General features: G+C 46.0%; 17 protein-coding genes. 5 read left to right on the top strand and 12 right to left on the bottom strand.

The window, feature by feature from the left end; translation table 11 throughout:
- Positions 1 to 113 precede the first annotated feature (113 nt).
- A complete protein-coding gene (locus DWW77_RS09230; RefSeq protein ID WP_118608572.1) occupies positions 114 to 2,039 on the bottom strand; it encodes an FAD-dependent oxidoreductase in 1,926 nt (641 codons plus the stop codon).
- Positions 2,040 to 2,150: 111 nt separating this feature from the next.
- The gene (locus DWW77_RS09235) at positions 2,151 to 2,990 is read right to left on the bottom strand and encodes a sugar phosphate isomerase/epimerase family protein (protein WP_118513066.1); all 840 of its coding nucleotides are present in this window, start codon (positions 2,988 to 2,990) and stop codon (positions 2,151 to 2,153) included.
- Positions 2,991 to 3,276: 286 nt separating this feature from the next.
- Here DWW77_RS09235 and DWW77_RS09240 point away from each other — a divergent pair, with 286 nt between their 5' ends.
- The gene (locus DWW77_RS09240) at positions 3,277 to 4,185 is read left to right on the top strand and encodes a LysR family transcriptional regulator (RefSeq protein WP_118608573.1); all 909 of its coding nucleotides are present in this window, start codon (positions 3,277 to 3,279) and stop codon (positions 4,183 to 4,185) included.
- Positions 4,186 to 4,326: 141 nt separating this feature from the next.
- Here the strand turns inward: DWW77_RS09240 and DWW77_RS09245 are convergent, their stop codons facing one another.
- The 6 genes from DWW77_RS09245 to DWW77_RS09270 form a co-directional block, all read right to left on the bottom strand.
- On the bottom strand, positions 4,327 to 5,115 hold the full coding sequence (locus tag DWW77_RS09245) for a shikimate kinase (protein ID WP_118608574.1): 789 nt from the start codon (positions 5,113 to 5,115) through the stop codon (positions 4,327 to 4,329).
- A gap of 271 nt (positions 5,116 to 5,386) precedes the next feature.
- Entirely contained in the window at positions 5,387 to 6,286 is a 900-nt protein-coding gene (locus tag DWW77_RS09250; RefSeq protein WP_015527022.1) for a LysR family transcriptional regulator, read from the bottom strand.
- Positions 6,287 to 6,364: 78 nt separating this feature from the next.
- Positions 6,365 to 7,036, bottom strand: coding sequence for a YkgJ family cysteine cluster protein (locus tag DWW77_RS09255; RefSeq protein ID WP_118513064.1), 672 nt, complete (start codon positions 7,034 to 7,036; stop codon positions 6,365 to 6,367).
- Positions 7,036 to 7,416 (bottom strand): DUF6483 family protein, encoded by a 381-nt coding sequence (locus tag DWW77_RS09260; protein WP_118513131.1) that lies wholly within the window; start codon positions 7,414 to 7,416, stop codon positions 7,036 to 7,038. Before DWW77_RS09260 ends, DWW77_RS09255 begins: the two co-directional genes overlap by 1 nt.
- A gap of 114 nt (positions 7,417 to 7,530) precedes the next feature.
- The gene (locus DWW77_RS09265) at positions 7,531 to 9,726 is read right to left on the bottom strand and encodes a DNA topoisomerase III (protein WP_118608629.1); all 2,196 of its coding nucleotides are present in this window, start codon (positions 9,724 to 9,726) and stop codon (positions 7,531 to 7,533) included.
- A gap of 153 nt (positions 9,727 to 9,879) precedes the next feature.
- Positions 9,880 to 10,554, bottom strand: a complete 675-nt coding sequence (locus DWW77_RS09270; protein ID WP_021652293.1) for a response regulator transcription factor — start codon at positions 10,552 to 10,554, stop codon at positions 9,880 to 9,882.
- A 180-nt stretch (positions 10,555 to 10,734) separates the two neighbouring features.
- Between DWW77_RS09270 and DWW77_RS09275 the strand changes: the two genes are divergently transcribed.
- Together DWW77_RS09275 and DWW77_RS09280 are read left to right on the top strand one after the other, a co-directional pair.
- Positions 10,735 to 11,667: a diacylglycerol/lipid kinase family protein gene (locus DWW77_RS09275; RefSeq protein ID WP_118513063.1), complete on the top strand. Its 933-nt coding sequence runs from the start codon at positions 10,735 to 10,737 to the stop codon at positions 11,665 to 11,667.
- A 73-nt stretch (positions 11,668 to 11,740) separates the two neighbouring features.
- Positions 11,741 to 12,430 carry a phosphatase PAP2 family protein gene (locus DWW77_RS09280; RefSeq protein WP_118608575.1) on the top strand — a complete coding sequence of 230 codons (690 nt, stop codon included), beginning with the start codon at positions 11,741 to 11,743 and terminating at the stop codon, positions 12,428 to 12,430.
- 24 nt (positions 12,431 to 12,454) lie between these two features.
- On the opposite strand, the gene DWW77_RS09285 is transcribed toward DWW77_RS09280, so the two are convergent.
- Genes DWW77_RS09285 through sfsA form a run of 3 tightly spaced genes read right to left on the bottom strand, consistent with a single transcriptional unit; the run spans position 12,455 to position 15,216 of the window.
- The gene (locus tag DWW77_RS09285; protein WP_118608576.1) at positions 12,455 to 13,471 is read right to left on the bottom strand and encodes a glycosyltransferase family 2 protein; all 1,017 of its coding nucleotides are present in this window, start codon (positions 13,469 to 13,471) and stop codon (positions 12,455 to 12,457) included.
- Positions 13,468 to 14,523, bottom strand: a complete 1,056-nt coding sequence (mutY, locus tag DWW77_RS18315; RefSeq protein ID WP_118608577.1) for an A/G-specific adenine glycosylase — start codon at positions 14,521 to 14,523, stop codon at positions 13,468 to 13,470. Before mutY ends, DWW77_RS09285 begins: the two co-directional genes overlap by 4 nt.
- Before the next feature lie 12 nt (positions 14,524 to 14,535).
- The gene (gene sfsA, locus DWW77_RS18320) at positions 14,536 to 15,216 is read right to left on the bottom strand and encodes a DNA/RNA nuclease SfsA (RefSeq protein ID WP_118608578.1); all 681 of its coding nucleotides are present in this window, start codon (positions 15,214 to 15,216) and stop codon (positions 14,536 to 14,538) included.
- Positions 15,217 to 15,403: 187 nt separating this feature from the next.
- On the opposite strand from sfsA, the gene DWW77_RS09300 reads away from it, so the two are divergent.
- Positions 15,404 to 16,024, top strand: a complete 621-nt coding sequence (locus DWW77_RS09300) for an HAD family hydrolase (protein ID WP_118513058.1) — start codon at positions 15,404 to 15,406, stop codon at positions 16,022 to 16,024.
- Positions 16,021 to 17,385: an MATE family efflux transporter gene (locus DWW77_RS09305; protein ID WP_118608579.1), complete on the top strand. Its 1,365-nt coding sequence runs from the start codon at positions 16,021 to 16,023 to the stop codon at positions 17,383 to 17,385. The genes DWW77_RS09300 and DWW77_RS09305 overlap by 4 nt, the downstream gene beginning before the upstream one ends.
- A gap of 81 nt (positions 17,386 to 17,466) precedes the next feature.
- Here DWW77_RS09305 and DWW77_RS09310 read toward each other — a convergent pair whose 3' ends face one another.
- Positions 17,467 to 17,766, bottom strand: a complete 300-nt coding sequence (locus DWW77_RS09310; protein WP_118608580.1) for a DUF3784 domain-containing protein — start codon at positions 17,764 to 17,766, stop codon at positions 17,467 to 17,469.
- Positions 17,767 to 17,774 lie beyond the last annotated feature (8 nt).

Genomic DNA, 17,774 nt, shown 5'->3' on the forward strand with positions numbered 1-17,774 from the left:
TCTTTTTACCTCCTGCATTTTCCCCTGGCAGACAGCGGATATATCTTCTCTGGTGTCTGTCGGGGCATCTTTTTAATTTTTATACCGTCCGGTTTATTGGATAGATTGGCAGATCAGATCCTGGAAGCTACCTCGTAAGCCTCTTTTGTTGCATCCAGTGCACGTCTTGCACGGATAGCATCTCCGATCACATGTGTCTCAGGCACAAGATCTTTGATCTTCTCTTCCAGAGGATTGTAATTGCGGAATCCCATGGAAAGGATCACAGAATCATATCCTCTTGACTCGTGACGTACTCCGTCAGCGGTCTCATATTCTACACCGTCTTCATAGAATTTGCATACCTTTGCTCCGGTGATCTCCTTGATTCCGTAGTCCTCGAAATCCTTCATCAGATATACTCTGTGCTCGTGGATCACGTCTGCACCTACAGTATCACGGAACTCGATAACAGTTACATCATGCTCCTGCTCACCTAAGAATGCAGCTGTCTCGCATCCAACCATTCCACCGCCGACAACGAGAACCTTTTTGCCTGCTGCTCTCTTGCCATCCAGAAGGTCAGAGCCGTGGATGATAGCCGGATTGTCGATTCCCTCGATCGGAAGGATCAGAGTTTTGGAACCGGTTGCGATGATCACGCTGTCCGGCTTCTCTTCTTTGATAAGCTCCGGAGTTACCTCACAGTTCATCACGATCTTAACGCCATCCTTCTGGCAGCGATGGATGTAGCTGCGGATCATGTTCGTGATGTCACCTTTTCCTGGCGGATATGCAGCAAGTCTCATGTTTCCGCCGAGAACATCTCCTGCCTCATAAAGTGTTACCTCATGGCCTCTCTCCTTTGCGATAAATGCAGCAGAAAGTCCTGCAACACCACCACCGATAACCATAACCTTCTTCGGCTCCTCAGCTTTCTCAAGCGGCTCTGCCTCATGACCCAGGAACGGGTTTGTCAGACAGCATACCGGATTTCCTGCATACATGTTTGCAACGCAGCCCTGAAGACAGGCGATACAAGGAGTCATATCCTCAAGACGCTCTTCCTGTGCTTTCTTCGGCATAGCCGGATCTGCAAGGCTCTGACGCCCGAATGCCACAAGGTCAGCTCTTCCTTCTTTTACCATCAGCTCTGCGAACTGTGGCTCTGTATAACGTCCAACTGTGATCACCGGGATATTTACCGCACGTTTGATCTCTTCAACCTCTGCTGCGGAAAATCCACCGTGGATAACGGTCGGTGCCCACATAAACTCATCCTTGATATGAACAGCACGGGATACATGAAGTCCGTCCAGTCCACAGCTTTCCAGATATGCTGCGATCGCTGCACTGTCGTGGACATCAAGTCCGCCCGGAACCTCGTCTGCACAGTTGATTCTTGCAAGAACTGCAATTTTTCCCTGTGTTGCTTTTTTAACTTCCTCAATGATCAGACGGGAGAAACGCATACGGTTCTCAAAACATCCGCCAAACTCATCCACTCTCTTGTTTGTTCTCGGAGAAAGGAAGGTACTTATCAGATAACCGTGTGCCATATGGATCTCAACAGCATCCGCTCCTGCTTCCATTGCTCTTCTTGCTGCCTCACCGTATCCTTTGATCAGCTCGTAAACTTCCTCAGTTGTAAGCTGCTTCGGAATATCACGTCCACATACAGACGGAATGCTGGTTGCTGCTGTGATCGGTGCTCCTGCGTTCTTTGCATTTCCCTCAGGACCTGCGTTCTGAAGCTGGATGGACACCTTTGCTCCTTCTGCATGACATCCGTCGATGACCTTGCGGAAGCTTTCGATCGTAGTGTCGTCATAAAGACATGGTTTACGCGGGCCGCCCTTTGCGCCTTTGTGAACTACAGTAGCCTCGATGGTGATCAGACCAAATCCGCCTTTTGCTCTTTCTCTGTAATATGCAGCGGACTGCTCACTCATTGTTCCGTCTGTGTTTGCAAAGTTGTTTCCCATTGGCGGAACAACAAAACGGTTCTTTACTGTCATAGGACCGATCTCGATCGGCTGAAACATCGCATTGAATTTCATATGCGTTCTCCTTTCCTTTGAAACAATCTTTTTTTCTCTCACGGGAACGCCCTGTCACCGGTATGACATCGGAAACAGGGGTTCGTCTGAAATATTAGTTTCTTATATTAATTACAGTACTTCCGGCCAAGCCTCTTCCAGTACCTTCTTTGTGTTCTCATATGTATGTTTTGCAGCATACTCGATACCTTTTTCAAGGTTTGCATCGCTGATAACCTCTACTCCGATGGCATTTGGCTTAATGCCTTTTTCTTTGATCATTTTTACGAATGGTACTGTTGTTCCGATTCCTGTTCCAGGAGCAAGACGGTCATGCATGGACTCATCTCTTAAGATCGTTGTTGCATATGGTCTTTCCCATACATCGTTGATCTGGATGGATACGATCTTGTCTGCCGGGATTCCCTCAAGTACAGAAAGCTCGATCGGCTGGTTTGCTCTTACCCAGTGCCATGTATCAAGGATCAGTTTTGCATTCTCGCAGTCAGCAGCTTTTACAACAGCCCAGCCTTTTTTTACATCCGGGATTCCGCTGTATGGCATTGGCTCAACACCGATGATGTATTTGCCTGCTCTGTGGCAAAGCTCACGAAGCTTCTGCGCTGTGTACTCTACGGAATAGTTCTCCATCAGTCCGCAGTTGATCTGTTTTACGTTAAATAATTCACACATATGGAAGCAAAGCTGTTCTTTGTATTTCTGCTCATAGGAGCGATGCTCCTCTGCCCACTGCACGATGTACTCAACCTCTGTTACCTTCATGTCATATTTATCCAGGATCGCCAGGATATCCTCGTCGAAAAGTCCCTCATTCAGGGCATCTACGTAGGTTTCTGCTCTCAGACCGATTCCCTCATAGCCAGCCTCTTTGGCAGCTTTTACACGGTCCTCAAATTTACACTGATCTCCAAGTGTCCAGGAACTGATTGTGATTGGAAATTCTTTTGACATGATAATTCCTCCTGAAAATATAAATAATTTTATTTGTTTTTTTTTAATTATTTTGTATCTTTTTTCTATAAGCATTATATAACTTTGTTAAATACAAAACAAATTGATTGTACCAGGAGAATTCATAGATTTTATCAATATATCATGTTATACTATATAAAACATATTCAGCCGTATTGCCGCCGTCACAGCATACGGCCCGGCAAATCTCTTATGTCTGTCAGACTTACCGGGGATCTGTCCGAAGTAAAACATTCAGATAAACTTACGAAAGGAGTATTGAAAAATGAATCTGTATCATCTTCGCTATTTCGTGACACTGGCTCATCTGGAACATTATACAAAAGCTGCGGATGTTCTGGCCATCACACAGCCCAGCCTAAGTCACGCGATCTCTTCTCTGGAGGAAGAGCTTGGAGTGAAATTATTTGAAAAAAACGGACGGAATGTTTCTCTCACCAAATATGGCAAGTCTTTTCTGGAGGATGTGGAACAAACCCTGAACCGGCTGGATTCCTCTGTAAACGGTCTCCAGCTTGCAGGAAAGGGAGAAGGACAGATCGATGTGGCTTTTCTCAGAACTCTGGGTGTTGACTTTATGCCAAAGATCATCCGCAGCTTTCTTAATGCCAATAAGGGAAAACAGATTCATTTCAATCTGTTCTGTGATAAGGTGCTTACCGGCGATATCCTCACCGGACTGAAAGAGAAGAAATACGATATCGGCTTCTGTTCCAAATTTGACGACGAACCACTGATCGAATTTATTCCGGTTGCCAAGCAGGATCTGGTCGTCATCGTTCCGCCTGAACACCCTCTTGCTGAGAAATCTGAGATCCATCTGGAGGAAACGCTTCCATACAAGCAGATCATCTTCAAGAAGAGAAGCGGTCTCCGCCAGATCATTGACCAGTTGTTTAAGAGCATCGGCCAGTACCCGGATGTGGCTTTTGAGATTGATGAGGATCAGGTTGCCGCAGGGTTTGTTGCCAATGATTTCGGCATCTGCATTGCACCGGATATCCCTATCCTTCACTCTCTGAACCTTAAGATCCTGCCTCTTGTCTCTCCAAGCTGGCAGCGGAATTTCTACATGGCCATGCTGAAGGATGTGTACCATCCGCCGGTTGTGGAGTCCTTTAAGAAATTTGTGATCGAGGAAACCTCGAGGGAGATTTTCTATAAGACCAATTAAACGATCTGTTCATCTGCAAATATATGGTCCGGATCTTTTATAACATAAAGGACAGCTGCCCGATCTCCGTTCTGTTTCTGTACGGTTTATCGGACAGCTGTCCTTTTTATATGTAAAACTATTCTGTTTTATGATCAGCAGTTATTTATTTGACTCTGCCTCACGAAGTCTGTGGATCATCTCCTCGCAGATCTCAAGCTCACTCTTTCCGTCTGTCTCAACAACTATATCTGCTGCTGCCTCATATTTCGCGCGACGTTTTTCCAACAGGTCAGCGATAAATGAAACATTTTTGTTGTTCTCAAGTAACGGACGGTCATGATTATCCTTTACACGTTCCAGGATAGTTTCCGGCTTTGCAGTCAGAAGTACAACACGGCCATTTTTTTTCATCTCGACAACATTGCGGTCACGCATCGGAACACCACCGCCACAGGATACCACAACATTAGATCTGGACTGCATCTCGATCAGAAGATTTGTCTCGAGCTCACGGAAGTACTCTTCACCGTAGGTCTCAAAGATATCGGAAATACTCATTTCCTGTCTCTCCACGATACACTGATCCATCTCCACAACATCCATAGCAAGAACATTCTTCAGATAATCAGAGATCGTAGATTTACCAGCTCCCATAAATCCGATCAGGAAGATATTATAATTGAAAAGATTTCTGGACTGTATTCTCTTACTGTTCTGGATGATACTTGCAAAAACATCATTGACCTCTTTCTTATGACGTCTGCCTTCCATTCTGGCTTCCAGCCATCCCTTCTGCTTCGCCTCCTGTTCCGGCTGAAGTACCGGAAGATCATTTGCTTCCTTGTATACCATGATGTCCTCTACGATCCTGTTTCTCATAAGGAGTGCGTCCAGTATGATCTCATCGCACTGTCCAAGGCTCTCTCTTAATACTTCTAACTGATTCATAATGTCTCCTTTACTTCGTTCATTTTATCACGGATTTCCGTCATCACTTTATCACTTTAAATCAAGTGTCTGTCCTTATTATACCAACTGGTCATTTTTATCTCAACCCAAACTTTCATTGAATTTACGCATGTGATCTATAGATTATTTTTATGATTTGACGCACGGCAAAGATATCTGACGCTGGTATTTACGCCAGGATCTGTATCAAAAAAATCTCCGCCCTATTACAGAAGCAGAGATTTTTTACAGAAATTTTATCACCTGGATTCTACTGTATCACTTCATAAATCCGGTAATGCTTGTATATATAATCCCGGAACTGCTCCACAAGCGCACTTGGATACCGGTTTTTCATCATTCCCATATATATATATCGACGGCAGTGAAGATTCTCGATATTTAAGATTTTCACAGGAAGTGTATGGATCACCGGTACATCCGGCACAATGCCAACACCAAATTCCTCCGCCACCATACCTGCCAGTGCACCATCCTCTTCTACCTCAAAGGCCGTCTCCGGTGAAAGTCCTTCTTTTTCGAAAAGCTCCCGGATCACAAAATACAATCCGCTTGCAGGGGTAAAGGTCACCTGCGGATACTGCCCCAGTTCTTTTATGGTCACTGAATTTCTGTCCGCAAGAGCATGGTTCTCAGGCACTACAGCCACCAGCTTTTCTTCTGACACCGGCACAAAGCTGATCTCCTTCTCTCCCTCTGCCCTGGAACAGAAGATCACATCGAATTTCTCTTCCTTCAGACCACGGATCAGACTTCCTGTAGCTGCATTCTGAAAACGGAAATCAATCTTCTTCCCTTCCTGTTCATTAAGGAATCCTCGAACAAGCTCCGGGATAAATCTTCGTCCCTGGGTATGGATATACCCGATGGAAATACTTCCTCCCGGAATCCTTGCCGCTTCCTGTATCCTCTCCACACCAAGATTCAGTATATGTAAGGAGTCCTGCACATACTTCAGAAACATTTCCCCGTATTTGGTCATGGTCACATTTCTTCCATGGCGCTCAAAAAGGGGAACCTGCAGTTCCTTCTCAAGGTTGGAGATCGCATGACTCAGACTCGGCTGCGTAATGTCCAGCCTCTTGGCTGCTCTGGTATAATTTTCGATCTGGGCAAGAGTCACAAAATATGTGAGCTGATTTAAGTTCATATGTAAAAAATCCTTTCTTCCCTCCGCATGAGAGACTTTCAGGCAGGTAAGCTCAGCTAACTCGCTGCCTGGTCTGTTTCACACCCCAAGACTCAGGAGCTCTTTTCCATCCGCAAGTCTCTCATAAAACTGCTCATAAAAATCCCGCTTCTCATCATAAGGCTTCCTGTAAAACTGGTTCACCACATACATGTTCAGATTTCGAATCAGATCACTGTCCTCGCTCTCATAGAGAACCGCCTGGACATCCAGAAGAAAATAATGCCAGTCACAGACAAATTTTTCGTAATTTCGAAAATCCGGAGTATCTACCCATTTCCGGACCTTGATCTTACTGCGGCTGGTCTTTTTGCACTCGTGGATCTGAAGGATGTATTTAAAACCACCGTCCTCATAGTATCTTCCCAGTGGGAACAAACGGCAGAAGCCCGGACGAAAGCTGTGGATGGAGCATCTTCCGCTGCCATTCAGAAATACGCATCGTTCCTCTGCCCCTGTCATCCTAAGATGCGGCAGGATATTTCCGTCTGTGACGCCAAGCTCTATTTTTCCGGCAAGAAGCTGGTCCACACTTAAATGAAGTCCCTGGCTTAACCGCCATACATCCAGCGGATCCAGTACAACAGAATCTCCCATTCCCGTACAGCAGTCAAAACAGCCCTTACAGTCCTGACAGTCTGCCTTTACCATGTCATTTGCCTCATATAAACGGCCGTCGGAAATTTCCTCCAGGGTAACCTCCCGCCGCATCAGACAAGTGCCTCCAGTCCTGTGACTCCCCAGTCCTCAGCCAGGCTTTTCAACCCGTCCAGGATCTCCTCCCTGGAATAATCGTGATCATCCAGGTAATCTACATCCATATCATTGAGATACAGATAAAAGGTAAGGGCAAGCTCCAGATAATCCGGATCATCGTCCTCCATATTCATAAGCAGCTCATTTTCCGCTCCGTTGATGTCACCCTCATCAGCAAGTCCGATAACCTTCTTAAAAAGCCGGTCTGCCTCTGTATAATCTGCCTCTGCTGCGGGAAGGGTATACTGCGGCATATCTCCCTTAAGAAGAAGTCTTGTGATCAGTCTTGCGATATCCTGAATATTTCCTGACATTCTATCATCCTGTAATCCCATATCGTTTTCCTCTCTTTCTGCTGTCCTGTTCTGCCAGACACATTTCTCCGACCGACGTATCTGCATCCGATCTTCCTCTCATCCGAACCCCGGATATTTGGACAGACAATTTATTTAATCCAGTTTAATTCCTGACAAAGCCTGTGCAAATGCATTGTTCATCGGCTCATTGGCCTCTTTCTGCTGTTTCTTAAGGTAACGCTGCACATCACGCTTATTTACTCCTGCACCCTCTTTGGCTCGTCTTGCCTGGAAGGATGAAAGCTTTTCTTTATAGCCACACTGACATACAAAGGTCTCTTCTTTTCCCTTCAGAAGCATCTCCATACGCTTATGGCATTTCGGACAGCGCGCATTGGTGGCTCTGGATACTGTCTCTCTGTATCCGCATTCCCGATCCTCGCACACCAGCATTTTTGCATTCTTTCCATTGACTGCCAGGAGATGTTTGCCGCAGTTAGGGCATTTCTTGTTTGTCATATTGTCGTGGCGGAAGGTTCCCTGTCCGCTTTTGATCTCATTTACGATCTCGCAAGCATATTCACGGATTCCTGTGAGAAACTTATCCTGACGGAGCTTTCCGTTTGCAATATCACTGAGCTTCATCTCCCAGTCTGCGGTAAGCTCCGGCTTTTTCAGTTCTTCCGGAACCAGCTCCAGAAGCTGTTTCGCCTTGGAGGTAATGTAGATCTCATTGCCTCTTTTTTCCATCATAAAGCTGTTGAAAAGCTTTTCAATAATATCGGCTCTTGTGGCCACCGTTCCAAGACCTCCGGTTTCGCCCAGTGTTTTCACTGCTTTTTTATCATGGCTTTCCATAAAGTGGATCGGATTCTCCATGGCTCCCAGCAGCGTGGCCTCTGTAAATCTTGCAGGAGGTTTTGTTTTGCCTGCTGTAAGAGCAGCGCCTTCCACAGTAAGTATCTGACCTTCCGTAAGCTCCGGAAGCTTCTGGTCTTTCAGCTTATCACCGGATTCCTCTTCTTCATCATCCTGCCAGCCGCCTTCATAAACTTCTCTCCACCCTGCACTTTTTACAATACGTCCGCTTGCAGCGAAAGTTTCTCCTGCTGCAGTTCCTTCCATGTTTACCTGCTCATATACAGCCGGCGGATACAACACACTCAGAAAACGGCGTACTACCATATCGTAAATCTTCCGTTCCTCATTGGTCATATGATCCAGCTGTACAAACTGTTCTGTAGGAATGATGGCATGATGGTCACTGACTTTTTTGTCATCCACAAAGCCTGCACTGGTCTGGATCGGTTTATTGGCCAGCGCACCGGCAAGTTTCCGATAAGGGCCGGTTCCACAAGCCTGAAGACGTTCTTTAATGGTAGGAACTACATCTTTTCCTATATATCTGGAATCCGTTCTTGGGTAGGTAAGGACTTTGTGATTCTCATAGAGCCTCTGCATGATATTCAGAGTTTCCTTTGCAGAAAAGCCGTATTTCTGATTAGCTTCTCTCTGAAGAGTGGTCAGGTCATAAAGCCCCGGTGCATAGGTCTTCTTCGGCTTTCTGGAAACCTTTGTTATGGTAAGGCTGCTTTTTCCTGCCTTTGTCTGGATCTCCTGGGCACGCTCCTTATTAAAGGTACGAAGGCTTCCGCTTTTTCCATCACGCCAGGTCCAGCGTACATTTCCTGCCTGCAGAGTGATCCCGTAATAATCCTCCGGCTTAAATTCCCTGATCTCCTGCTCTCTTCTTGCGATCATGGCAAGGGTGGGAGTCTGCACACGTCCGCAGGAAAGCTGGGCATTATATTTACAGGTCAGTGCTCTGGTCCCGTTCATTCCCACCAGCCAGTCCGCCTCCGCCCTGGCCTGTGCCGCACGGTAAAGATCATCATAATCATGGCCGTTTTTAAGGTGGGCAAAGCCGTCGCGGATCGCTTTGTCCGTTACTGATGAGATCCACAGACGCTTAATAGGTTTATGGCAGTCTGCCTTTGCAAGGATCCACCTTGCTACCAGTTCTCCCTCACGTCCGGCATCTGTGGCAATGATGATCTCTCCGATATCCTTCCTGTAAAGCTGGGTTTTCACCGCATTGTACTGCTTGGAGGTCTGGCGTATCACCACCAGTTTCATTTTCTCCGGCATCATGGGGAGCGTGGAAAGCTCCCATTTGGTATATTTTTTATCGTATTCTTCCGGATCTGCCAGTGTTACCAGATGTCCCAGGGCCCAGGTCACTACATAGTCTTTTCCTTCCAGGGTTCCGTTCCCCTTCTGACTGCAGTGGAGGACTCTGGCAATGTCTCTGGCAACTGATGGCTTCTCCGCAATTACTAATGATTTCATATTTTTTTCTTTCACCTCTTACTCTTTGGAGCCTGTTTTTCAGAGCTCCGGGGTTCAACTATTATAGCATGAAAAAAGCACTTCGTCCAGAAAAGGGCCGAAGCCTTTTTCCGTCGAAATGCTCTTTAATTTCATATTATTCTCAGCAGCTGTTCATGCACATTTTCCGCTGATCTTATAGCCCACTCCACGAACTGTTTCCACCAGATCTCCTGCCGGGCCAAGCTTCTGGCGAAGGGTACGGATATGTACATCTACGGTTCTGCTTTCTCCGTCGAATTCATATCCCCAGATCTGATTTAAAAGCTGTGTTCTGGAAAGAACCGTACCACTGTTTTTCAGAAGGAGACAAAGCATCTCGTATTCTTTCAGTGTCAGATTCACAGGCTCCTGATCAACAGTTACCTCATGTCTTCCCGGACATACATAAAGATTTTCCATACGATACTCCTCTGCGCCATTGTCCTCTGATCTCCGAAGAAGGGCACGTACCCTGGAGATCAGCTCCATCATACGAAATGGCTTCGGAATATAATCATCTGCACCGCTGTCCAGACCTACCACGGTATCAAACTCGCTTCCTTTTGCAGTAAGCATGATCACCGGAAGTTTCCGTACATCCGGACGGATACGGATTTTTTTTAAAATAGACAGTCCGTCTTCCTCCGGAAGCATAATGTCCAGAAGCACCAGTGAAGGCAGTTCTTTTTCCAGCGCTTTCCAGAAAAGTGACGGCCTTTCAAAACCCTGTGCCTCCAGTCCCTGACTGTTTAATGTATATACAACAAGTTCACGGATACTTTCATCATCTTCCACAAGATATATCATAATTTTCCTCCAGCTTCATTTTTCATCTGATACGTGCAAGTATAAGGTGCATTCGTAAAATCCAGCATAGAAAAAAGGTTAAGTTTATGTAAAATATAGAAATCCTTAAGAAATTTTAATTTGTAAAAGCCAAACGTCAATGTTATGATAAAGCAGAGAGTTGTTTGGAGGTTTTTTATTATGTATTCTTTTATTGTGAATCCCAATTCAAGATCCGGTGAGGGGCGTAATGTCTGGAACCGGCTTCGCAGCATCATGGAAAGTCAGGGGATCTCATATCAGTATTTTCTCACAGAATATGTGGGACACGCCACAGTACTGGCACAGAGGATCAGTGCCGCCGGAACACCGGAGGATCCGGTAACTCTGGTAACTGTAGGTGGTGACGGCACTATTTACGAAGTACTTACCGGGATCATTGATCTGTCTTCGGTTGTTTTTGGATTTATTCCGGTCGGGTCCGGCAACGATTTCTGCCGCAGTATGGGCCTGCCCTTTGATCCTTTTGAAGCGCTTCGCTCTATCCTTGAAAACAGACGGACCATTTCCATGGATGTTCCTGTACTACATCTTGGCAGCCATTCCTACCGTTTCGGCATCAGTGCAGGAATAGGCTACGATGCAGCAATCTGTCAGGAAGTTCTGATCACACCTGGCAAAAAATTTCTCAACCGTCTCCATATGGGTAAACTCATTTACCTTATGGTGGCACTGAAACAATTTCTTTTCCTCACCCCGTCCCCGATCACGTTAACGCTTGACGGGAACAAGCCACAAACCTTCAGCAGGACCTGGTTTGCGGCTGTAATGAACCAGAAATATGAAGGCGGAGGCTTTAAATTCTGTCCGAACGCCAGTCCGGAGGATGGTTTACTGGATGTGATCGTTATTGAAGGAATCTCCAAGCTGAAAATGCTGTTCTGCCTGCCGAGCGCTCTCTGGGGAAAACATACCCGCATTCGCGGTGTACATATTTTACAGTGCAGGAACGTACATATTACAAGTGCCCATTCCCTTCCTGTGCATAAAGACGGAGAATCCGGCGGAATCCAGCGTGAATTTTCTGTGACCATTGAAAAGAAACCTTTAAAAATCATAATGCCTGTGTTATAGTAGCAGGTAGATACTTAACAAAAAAGAAGCTTAAGGCTGACATCAGCCATACCTCAAGAAAAGGAGCGGCAAAATGTTGAGTAAGATAAAAAAATACAGGCACGGTTTTATCATAGCGATCTATTTCGTTGCCTATCTTATCCTGTTTGGATATCTGGAGCACCGGCCTGTACGAGCCTACCATGTTGTACATACTGTTTTTGATGATATGATCCCGTTCTGCGAGATTTTTATTATTCCGTACCTTTTGTGGTTTCCATATGTGATAATGACGGTTGTGTATTTCCTGTTTCACAATAAGAATAAAAAGGAATATTTCCAGCTGATCTTCAACCTGATGATGGGAATGACGGTTTTCCTTGTTGTTTCCTACATCTATCCGAACGTTCAGCATCTCCGTCCTGCAGTATTCCCCAGAAGCAACATCTTTACACGACTGGTGGCTGAGATCTATCGGACAGATACTCCCACCAATATCCTGCCAAGTATCCATGTATTTAATTCCCTGGCTGTTTATTTTGCCATTCATCACTGCCAGGCACTAAAAGACAGGAAATGGCTCCGGCGAGGAGCTCTGATCCTTTCAGTTCTGATCATCCTGTCCACCATGTTTATCAAGCAGCATTCTGTGATCGATGTATGCCTTGGTACCACACTGGCACTGTTCGGCCATCTCCTGTTCTATCCACAGAGAGTGGATGACTACGAGGAACAGCGCTCCCTATCCCGTATGCGTAAGAAGAAGCCGGAACAGAATTTATAAAAAAAGCCCCGTTGGGGGCTTTTTTTAATTAAATCCATAAAACTTCTGACAGATCTTATATGCTGCCACAAACATCTTTCTTCCACCTCTTCCGGGAAGATTGGACACTCTTCCGAAGAGACTTCTCCGAAGCTTCCGATACAGTCCCATATTCTGGTCCTTGATGTAATCCTGCAGCTCCTGTTTTTTATCCAGGCATTCCTGCGTTGCAGCTCTTACCAGCATGATCGAAGAAACGGTTGTGATGATATCCAGATAGCTGAACATATAAGCACGAAGTCTGCGGTTGCTCACATTAGCCTTCAGATAAGCGTCCACCATCAGTTTGTTTACACGGATCTGCTGATCGATACGCTTGATCATCACTTTCTCATTGACAGACTGATCATCTCTTCCAATAAAATACCGATAGAAATTCACATCCAGATAATAGAGATTTTTCACATAGGGAAGCGGCTCAAACGCAAACAGGTTATCTACGTAGAACGTATGCTTCGGAAGCTCCATTCCACAGTCATGGAGAAGTTTTGTACGGTATATCATGGAATGCATAAGGAGATACTGGCCTTTTTTCATGTGGCGTACCTCATCCCATCCGAAAATCTGGTTTGTCGGAAAACAGTGTCTGTACTGCATGACCTTTTTGCGGGTAGCTCCCTGCTTCTCATAAACGAAATTACTGATGAGAAGATCCACAGTCTCAGCCCCACGTGTCAGTTCATAAAGTGTTTTCAGGACCTCATAATAGGCGTCCTGATTTACCCAGTCATCACTGTCCACAACCTTGAAATAAAGTCCTGTTGCGTTTTTGATTCCTGTGTTGACTGCCTGTCCATGGCCGCCATTTTCCTGATGTATGACTTTTACAATAGTTGGATATTTCTCGGCATAATCGTCTGCGATCTCGGCAGTACGGTCACTGGAGCCATCATCTACAATGATGATCTCCACTTCCTCTCCTGCGATCAGCAGGGAATTGATGCATTTTGACATATAAGCCTCTGAATTATAGCATGGTATTGCTACGCTCAAAAGTTTCATGTGTTTTCCTCCTTCATATATCTGGTGTATGCGCGAAACGCAGATGGTATTGCATATTTTTTATCGGATTCACTCTTATCCACAAACAGAAACTCCCTTTGCGGTGCTTCTTCCAGAGAGGATACAGCGATGCGATAAGCACACATCCTCCATTCAATATGGGAAAAAATGTGCTTCGCATCTGGCAGTGCTTCGATCCGCAGTGGTTCCAGCCCCATGGCTTTTACCCGGGCAAGTGCTGCATTCTCCGTCAGATGGCCTTCCACATTTGGAAGCTCATAAAGGCCTGCCAGAAGTCCTGTATCCGGACGTTTACGGATTGCTGTGCCTGCTCCGTCCTGGATCACAAGGACTGTTCTCTGTTCTGTCGTTCGGGATTTTTTTGGTGCTTTTACGGGAAGTTCTTCTACAGTGCCATGCTTTCTGGCAAGGCAGAAATGCCCCAGCGGACATTCTTCGCACTTTGCTTTTCCGTTTGGAACACAGACTACAGCTCCCAGCTCCATCATAGCCTGGTTGAAATCCCCGGGTCTGTCCTCTGACATCTGCTCTGTAAGGTCATTTTCCACCGATTTCCGTACAGACTGTTTCATGATATCTCCACGGTTTTCGGTGAGTCTTGCGTATACCCGCAGCACATTTCCATCTACTGCAGGGACTTTCTTTCCGTAGGCAATGGACGCAATGGCACCTGCCGTATATCTTCCTATTCCTTTTAACGAGAGAAGTGTCTCAAAATCCTCAGGGATCCTGCCTCCATATTCTTCCATGACATGAACAGCCGCTTTCTGCATGTTGCGTACACGGCTGTAATAGCCAAGGCCTTCCCACAGCTTGATGATCTTCTCTTCCGGCGCCGCCGCAAGGGCTGCTACATCCGGAAGTTCCCGGATAAAGCGCTGAAAATAAGGTTTCACAGCTTCCACTCGGGTCTGCTGGAGCATGATCTCAGATACCCAGGTATAATAGGCATTGTCTTTATCTCTCCAGGGCAGGATCCTTTTGTTTTTATCGTACCATTTCAGAAGGGGTTCTGCAATGTTTTCAGGCATATCGTTTCCTTTCTATAATCTTACCGGTATCGGATCACAGATCTTTATGGAATCTTCCGTGATGGCACAGTCATAGGCCAGGATGTGGACACCGGCATCTGCTGCCGCCTTAAGTGTTTCTCCGAATTCCGGATGTGTCTCCCAGTTTGGTTCAAAATATCTTACATCCTTCATCTGGATCACCAGAAGAAGATACGCCTCATAGCCGTCAGCTGCTGCATGCATAAGCTCACAGAGATGCTTGATCCCCCGTTCTGTAGGTGCGTCCGGAAAGCGCACGATATTATTTTCTTCCAGGGTAACGCCTTTTACCTCGATAAAAGCCTTTCGCTTCCCGGATTCCACATACAGGTCAAAACGGGAGTTTCCATACGTCTTTTCTCTCCTGACAGTCACTTTCTCCGGAAAAAGATTTCCGGCTGCCACCCACTCTTCTGCTGCTTTATTTGGGGCCTGGGAATCCATATTGATCCAGCGGCCCTCCTTGTTCACACTGATCAGATCGTATTTCGTTTTCCTGGCAGGATTATCACTCTTTTCCAGGATCACTTCTGCTTCCGGAACAAGAAGCTCCCGGCATCTGCCTGTATTCTTCACATGGACCGTTTCCAACTGATCCCCGATCTGCACATGAGCGATAAAACGGTTAGGTCTGTCTTTGAATATACCTCTGATCGTATTCTTATAATTCATAGTTTTTCCCTCGTAACCTTTACTATAACATAAAATCTTCAAAAGCGCAGTTGCTTTTTTTTCTTTTCTCATATAGAATTGTTTTGATGTTACTGAGAATGGAATGAACAGTAACTTGTTTTTGTACTATGTCCGGTACAAAGGGTTGCATTTTTTACATATCATAGTTTTTGGGGAGGTTTTTCTGATGGACAGTATTATTTTTGATGTTGACGGTACGCTCTGGGATTCCACTGGGATCGTAGCTGAGGCCTGGAGCGATTACCTTATCCATACGGAGCACATGGATACCGATGTAAGCGCCAAACGACTGATGGGGCTTTTTGGCCAGCTGCTGCCGGATATCGCAAGGGCTCTTTTCCCTGAGCTTCCGGAAGCAGAACAGCTTCGTATCATCGACGGCTGCTGCCAGGCAGAGCACGAGGCACTGCTTCGCAAATGTGCTCCGCTGTATCCGGATCTTGAGGAAACACTGAAGATTCTTTCCAGCCGTTTTCCTCTTTTTATCGTCAGTAACTGCCAGGCCGGATATATTGAAGTGTTCCTGAAATCCACAGGCTTCGGACACTATTTCAAGGGCCATCTCTGTCCCGGTGACACCGGCATGGCCAAAGCGGAAAATATCATGAAGATCCGCGAGGACAATAATCTATCCGATCCGGTTTATATCGGTGATACCTTAGGAGACTTTAATGCCTGCCGGAAAGCAGGAGTTCCTTTTATCTTTGCCGAATACGGTTTCGGGCAGGTGGATAAACCGGATTACCGGATCACCAGGCCTTTTGACCTTACGGAGATATGCAGATGAGTATGAAAAGATCAAAATCCATAGACCTTACTTCCGGTCCGATCTTGAAAACGCTTTCAGAGCTTGCTCTGCCAATCATGGCATCTTCCCTTCTTGGAACTGCCTATAATATCACAGATATGGCCTGGATCGGACTTCTGGGCTCCAAGGCAGTTGCCGGTGTCGGTGTGGGCGGCATGTATGTGTGGCTTTCCCAGGGACTGGTAGCCCTTCCGCGAATGGGCGGACAGGTAAACACAGCACAGTCCTGCGGCCGGAAGGATTATAAAGAGGCACGTTCCTACGCGGCCAGTGCCCTGCAGATGACCATTCTGTTCGGTCTTTTATTTGCTGCAGCAAGTATTATATTTCTTGATCCTCTGATCGGATTTTTTAATCTGACAGACCCGGAAGCATATTCTTCTGCCAGATCTTATATGCTGATCACCTGCGGACTGATCATTTTTTCCTTCCTGAACCTGACTCTCACCGGACTTTTTACAGCCCAGGGAGACTCCAGGTCTCCGCTGATGGCCAATTTTCTTGGACTTGTGGGAAATATGTTCCTGGATCCGCTCCTGATCCTTGGCATTGGACCTTTTCCACGGCTTGAAACGGTAGGTGCTGCCATTGCCACAGTAACTGCACAGTTCCTGGTTTTTGCAGTGCTGTTTTTCCGGATCTTTACTTCCGGGCTGGAACCAAATGTACTTCGTGAACTTCATCTTTTTTCACGTTTTCCGGGAAAATTTTATAAAAATATCTTCCGCATTGGTTTTCCAACCGCTATCCAGAGCATGATCTACTGTATGATCTCCATGGTACTGACCAGAATGGTTTCCGCCTTCGGTGCTGCTGCCATTGCTGTCCAGCGTGTGGGCGGACAGATCGAATCCGTTTCCTGGAACACCGCGGACGGCTTTGCCTCTGCCTTAAATGCTTTTACCGCACAGAATTTCGGTGCAAAAAAATACGACCGCATCCGCCATGGCTACCGTATTTCCTTTGGTATCCTGACAATCTGGGGCCTTATCATAACTGCAGCCTTTGTGCTGCTCCCACGCCCGATCTCCGGTTTATTTTTCCATGATCCGGAATCCCTTGGGATTTCTGTAAATTACCTGATCATCATCGGCTTCTGTGAGGCTTTCATGGCCATTGAGCTGATGACCATCGGTGCACTGTCCGGCCTTGGTATGACCAAGCTCTGCAGTATCATCAGTATTATCCTGACAGGGGCCAGAATCCCGCTTGCCATGCTGCTGACTCATGCAGGAATGGGACTTAATGGTATCTGGTGGGCACTTTCCCTTACTTCCATCGTAAAGGGAATCATCTTTACTCTGACATTCCGACAGACCAGCCGAACGAAATTAAAATAAATACAGACAGAAAAACTCCCCGCAAATACCGGAGCCTGATCAGACAGGTTACCGTTTCACGGGGAGTTCTGATATTTTTGATCATTTTTTGATACATTTTGTTCTGAGTACAAACAGAAATACCACAAGTATCACAAACAGAATTACTACATAGGCGATCTTTGCTGCTACACTTGTGGTGAATGCGTCAACTCCTGTAGCCACTCCGATAAGTATCAGACAGATTCCTGAAGCCTTTTCCATTTTTTTCTCATCATACTTCTGGTTTCTGGCCTGTGTGTTTCCGCCTTTCATAAAAATGGAACCGTGTCCGGTAAAAAGCATAAAGCCTACTACCAGTGCTGCGATTGTAAGTATAAAGCTGAATGACTGATCAAACATAATATTTT

This window comes from Ruminococcus sp. AF17-12 (assembly GCF_003479245.1).
GTDB classification, from domain to species: Bacteria; Bacillota; Clostridia; order Lachnospirales; family Lachnospiraceae; genus Blautia_A; species Blautia_A fusiformis.

Excerpts from the sequence above, each read along its gene's own strand:
- DWW77_RS09230 (WP_118608572.1), bottom strand. The coding sequence starts at position 2,039 with ATGAAATTCAATGCGATGTTTCAGCCGATCGAGATCGGTCCTATGACA.
- DWW77_RS09235 (WP_118513066.1), bottom strand. The coding sequence starts at position 2,990 with ATGTCAAAAGAATTTCCAATCACAATCAGTTCCTGGACACTTGGAGAT.
- DWW77_RS09240 (WP_118608573.1), top strand. The coding sequence starts at position 3,277 with ATGAATCTGTATCATCTTCGCTATTTCGTGACACTGGCTCATCTGGAA.
- DWW77_RS09245 (WP_118608574.1), bottom strand. The coding sequence starts at position 5,115 with ATGAATCAGTTAGAAGTATTAAGAGAGAGCCTTGGACAGTGCGATGAG.
- DWW77_RS09250 (WP_015527022.1), bottom strand. The coding sequence starts at position 6,286 with ATGAACTTAAATCAGCTCACATATTTTGTGACTCTTGCCCAGATCGAA.
- DWW77_RS09255 (WP_118513064.1), bottom strand. The coding sequence starts at position 7,036 with ATGCGGCGGGAGGTTACCCTGGAGGAAATTTCCGACGGCCGTTTATAT.
- DWW77_RS09260 (WP_118513131.1), bottom strand. The coding sequence starts at position 7,416 with ATGGGATTACAGGATGATAGAATGTCAGGAAATATTCAGGATATCGCA.
- DWW77_RS09265 (WP_118608629.1), bottom strand. The coding sequence starts at position 9,726 with ATGAAATCATTAGTAATTGCGGAGAAGCCATCAGTTGCCAGAGACATT.
- DWW77_RS09270 (WP_021652293.1), bottom strand. The coding sequence starts at position 10,554 with ATGATATATCTTGTGGAAGATGATGAAAGTATCCGTGAACTTGTTGTA.
- DWW77_RS09275 (WP_118513063.1), top strand. The coding sequence starts at position 10,735 with ATGTATTCTTTTATTGTGAATCCCAATTCAAGATCCGGTGAGGGGCGT.
- DWW77_RS09280 (WP_118608575.1), top strand. The coding sequence starts at position 11,741 with ATGTTGAGTAAGATAAAAAAATACAGGCACGGTTTTATCATAGCGATC.
- DWW77_RS09285 (WP_118608576.1), bottom strand. The coding sequence starts at position 13,471 with ATGAAACTTTTGAGCGTAGCAATACCATGCTATAATTCAGAGGCTTAT.
- mutY (WP_118608577.1), bottom strand. The coding sequence starts at position 14,523 with ATGCCTGAAAACATTGCAGAACCCCTTCTGAAATGGTACGATAAAAAC.
- sfsA (WP_118608578.1), bottom strand. The coding sequence starts at position 15,216 with ATGAATTATAAGAATACGATCAGAGGTATATTCAAAGACAGACCTAAC.
- DWW77_RS09300 (WP_118513058.1), top strand. The coding sequence starts at position 15,404 with ATGGACAGTATTATTTTTGATGTTGACGGTACGCTCTGGGATTCCACT.
- DWW77_RS09305 (WP_118608579.1), top strand. The coding sequence starts at position 16,021 with ATGAGTATGAAAAGATCAAAATCCATAGACCTTACTTCCGGTCCGATC.
- DWW77_RS09310 (WP_118608580.1), bottom strand. The coding sequence starts at position 17,766 with ATGTTTGATCAGTCATTCAGCTTTATACTTACAATCGCAGCACTGGTA.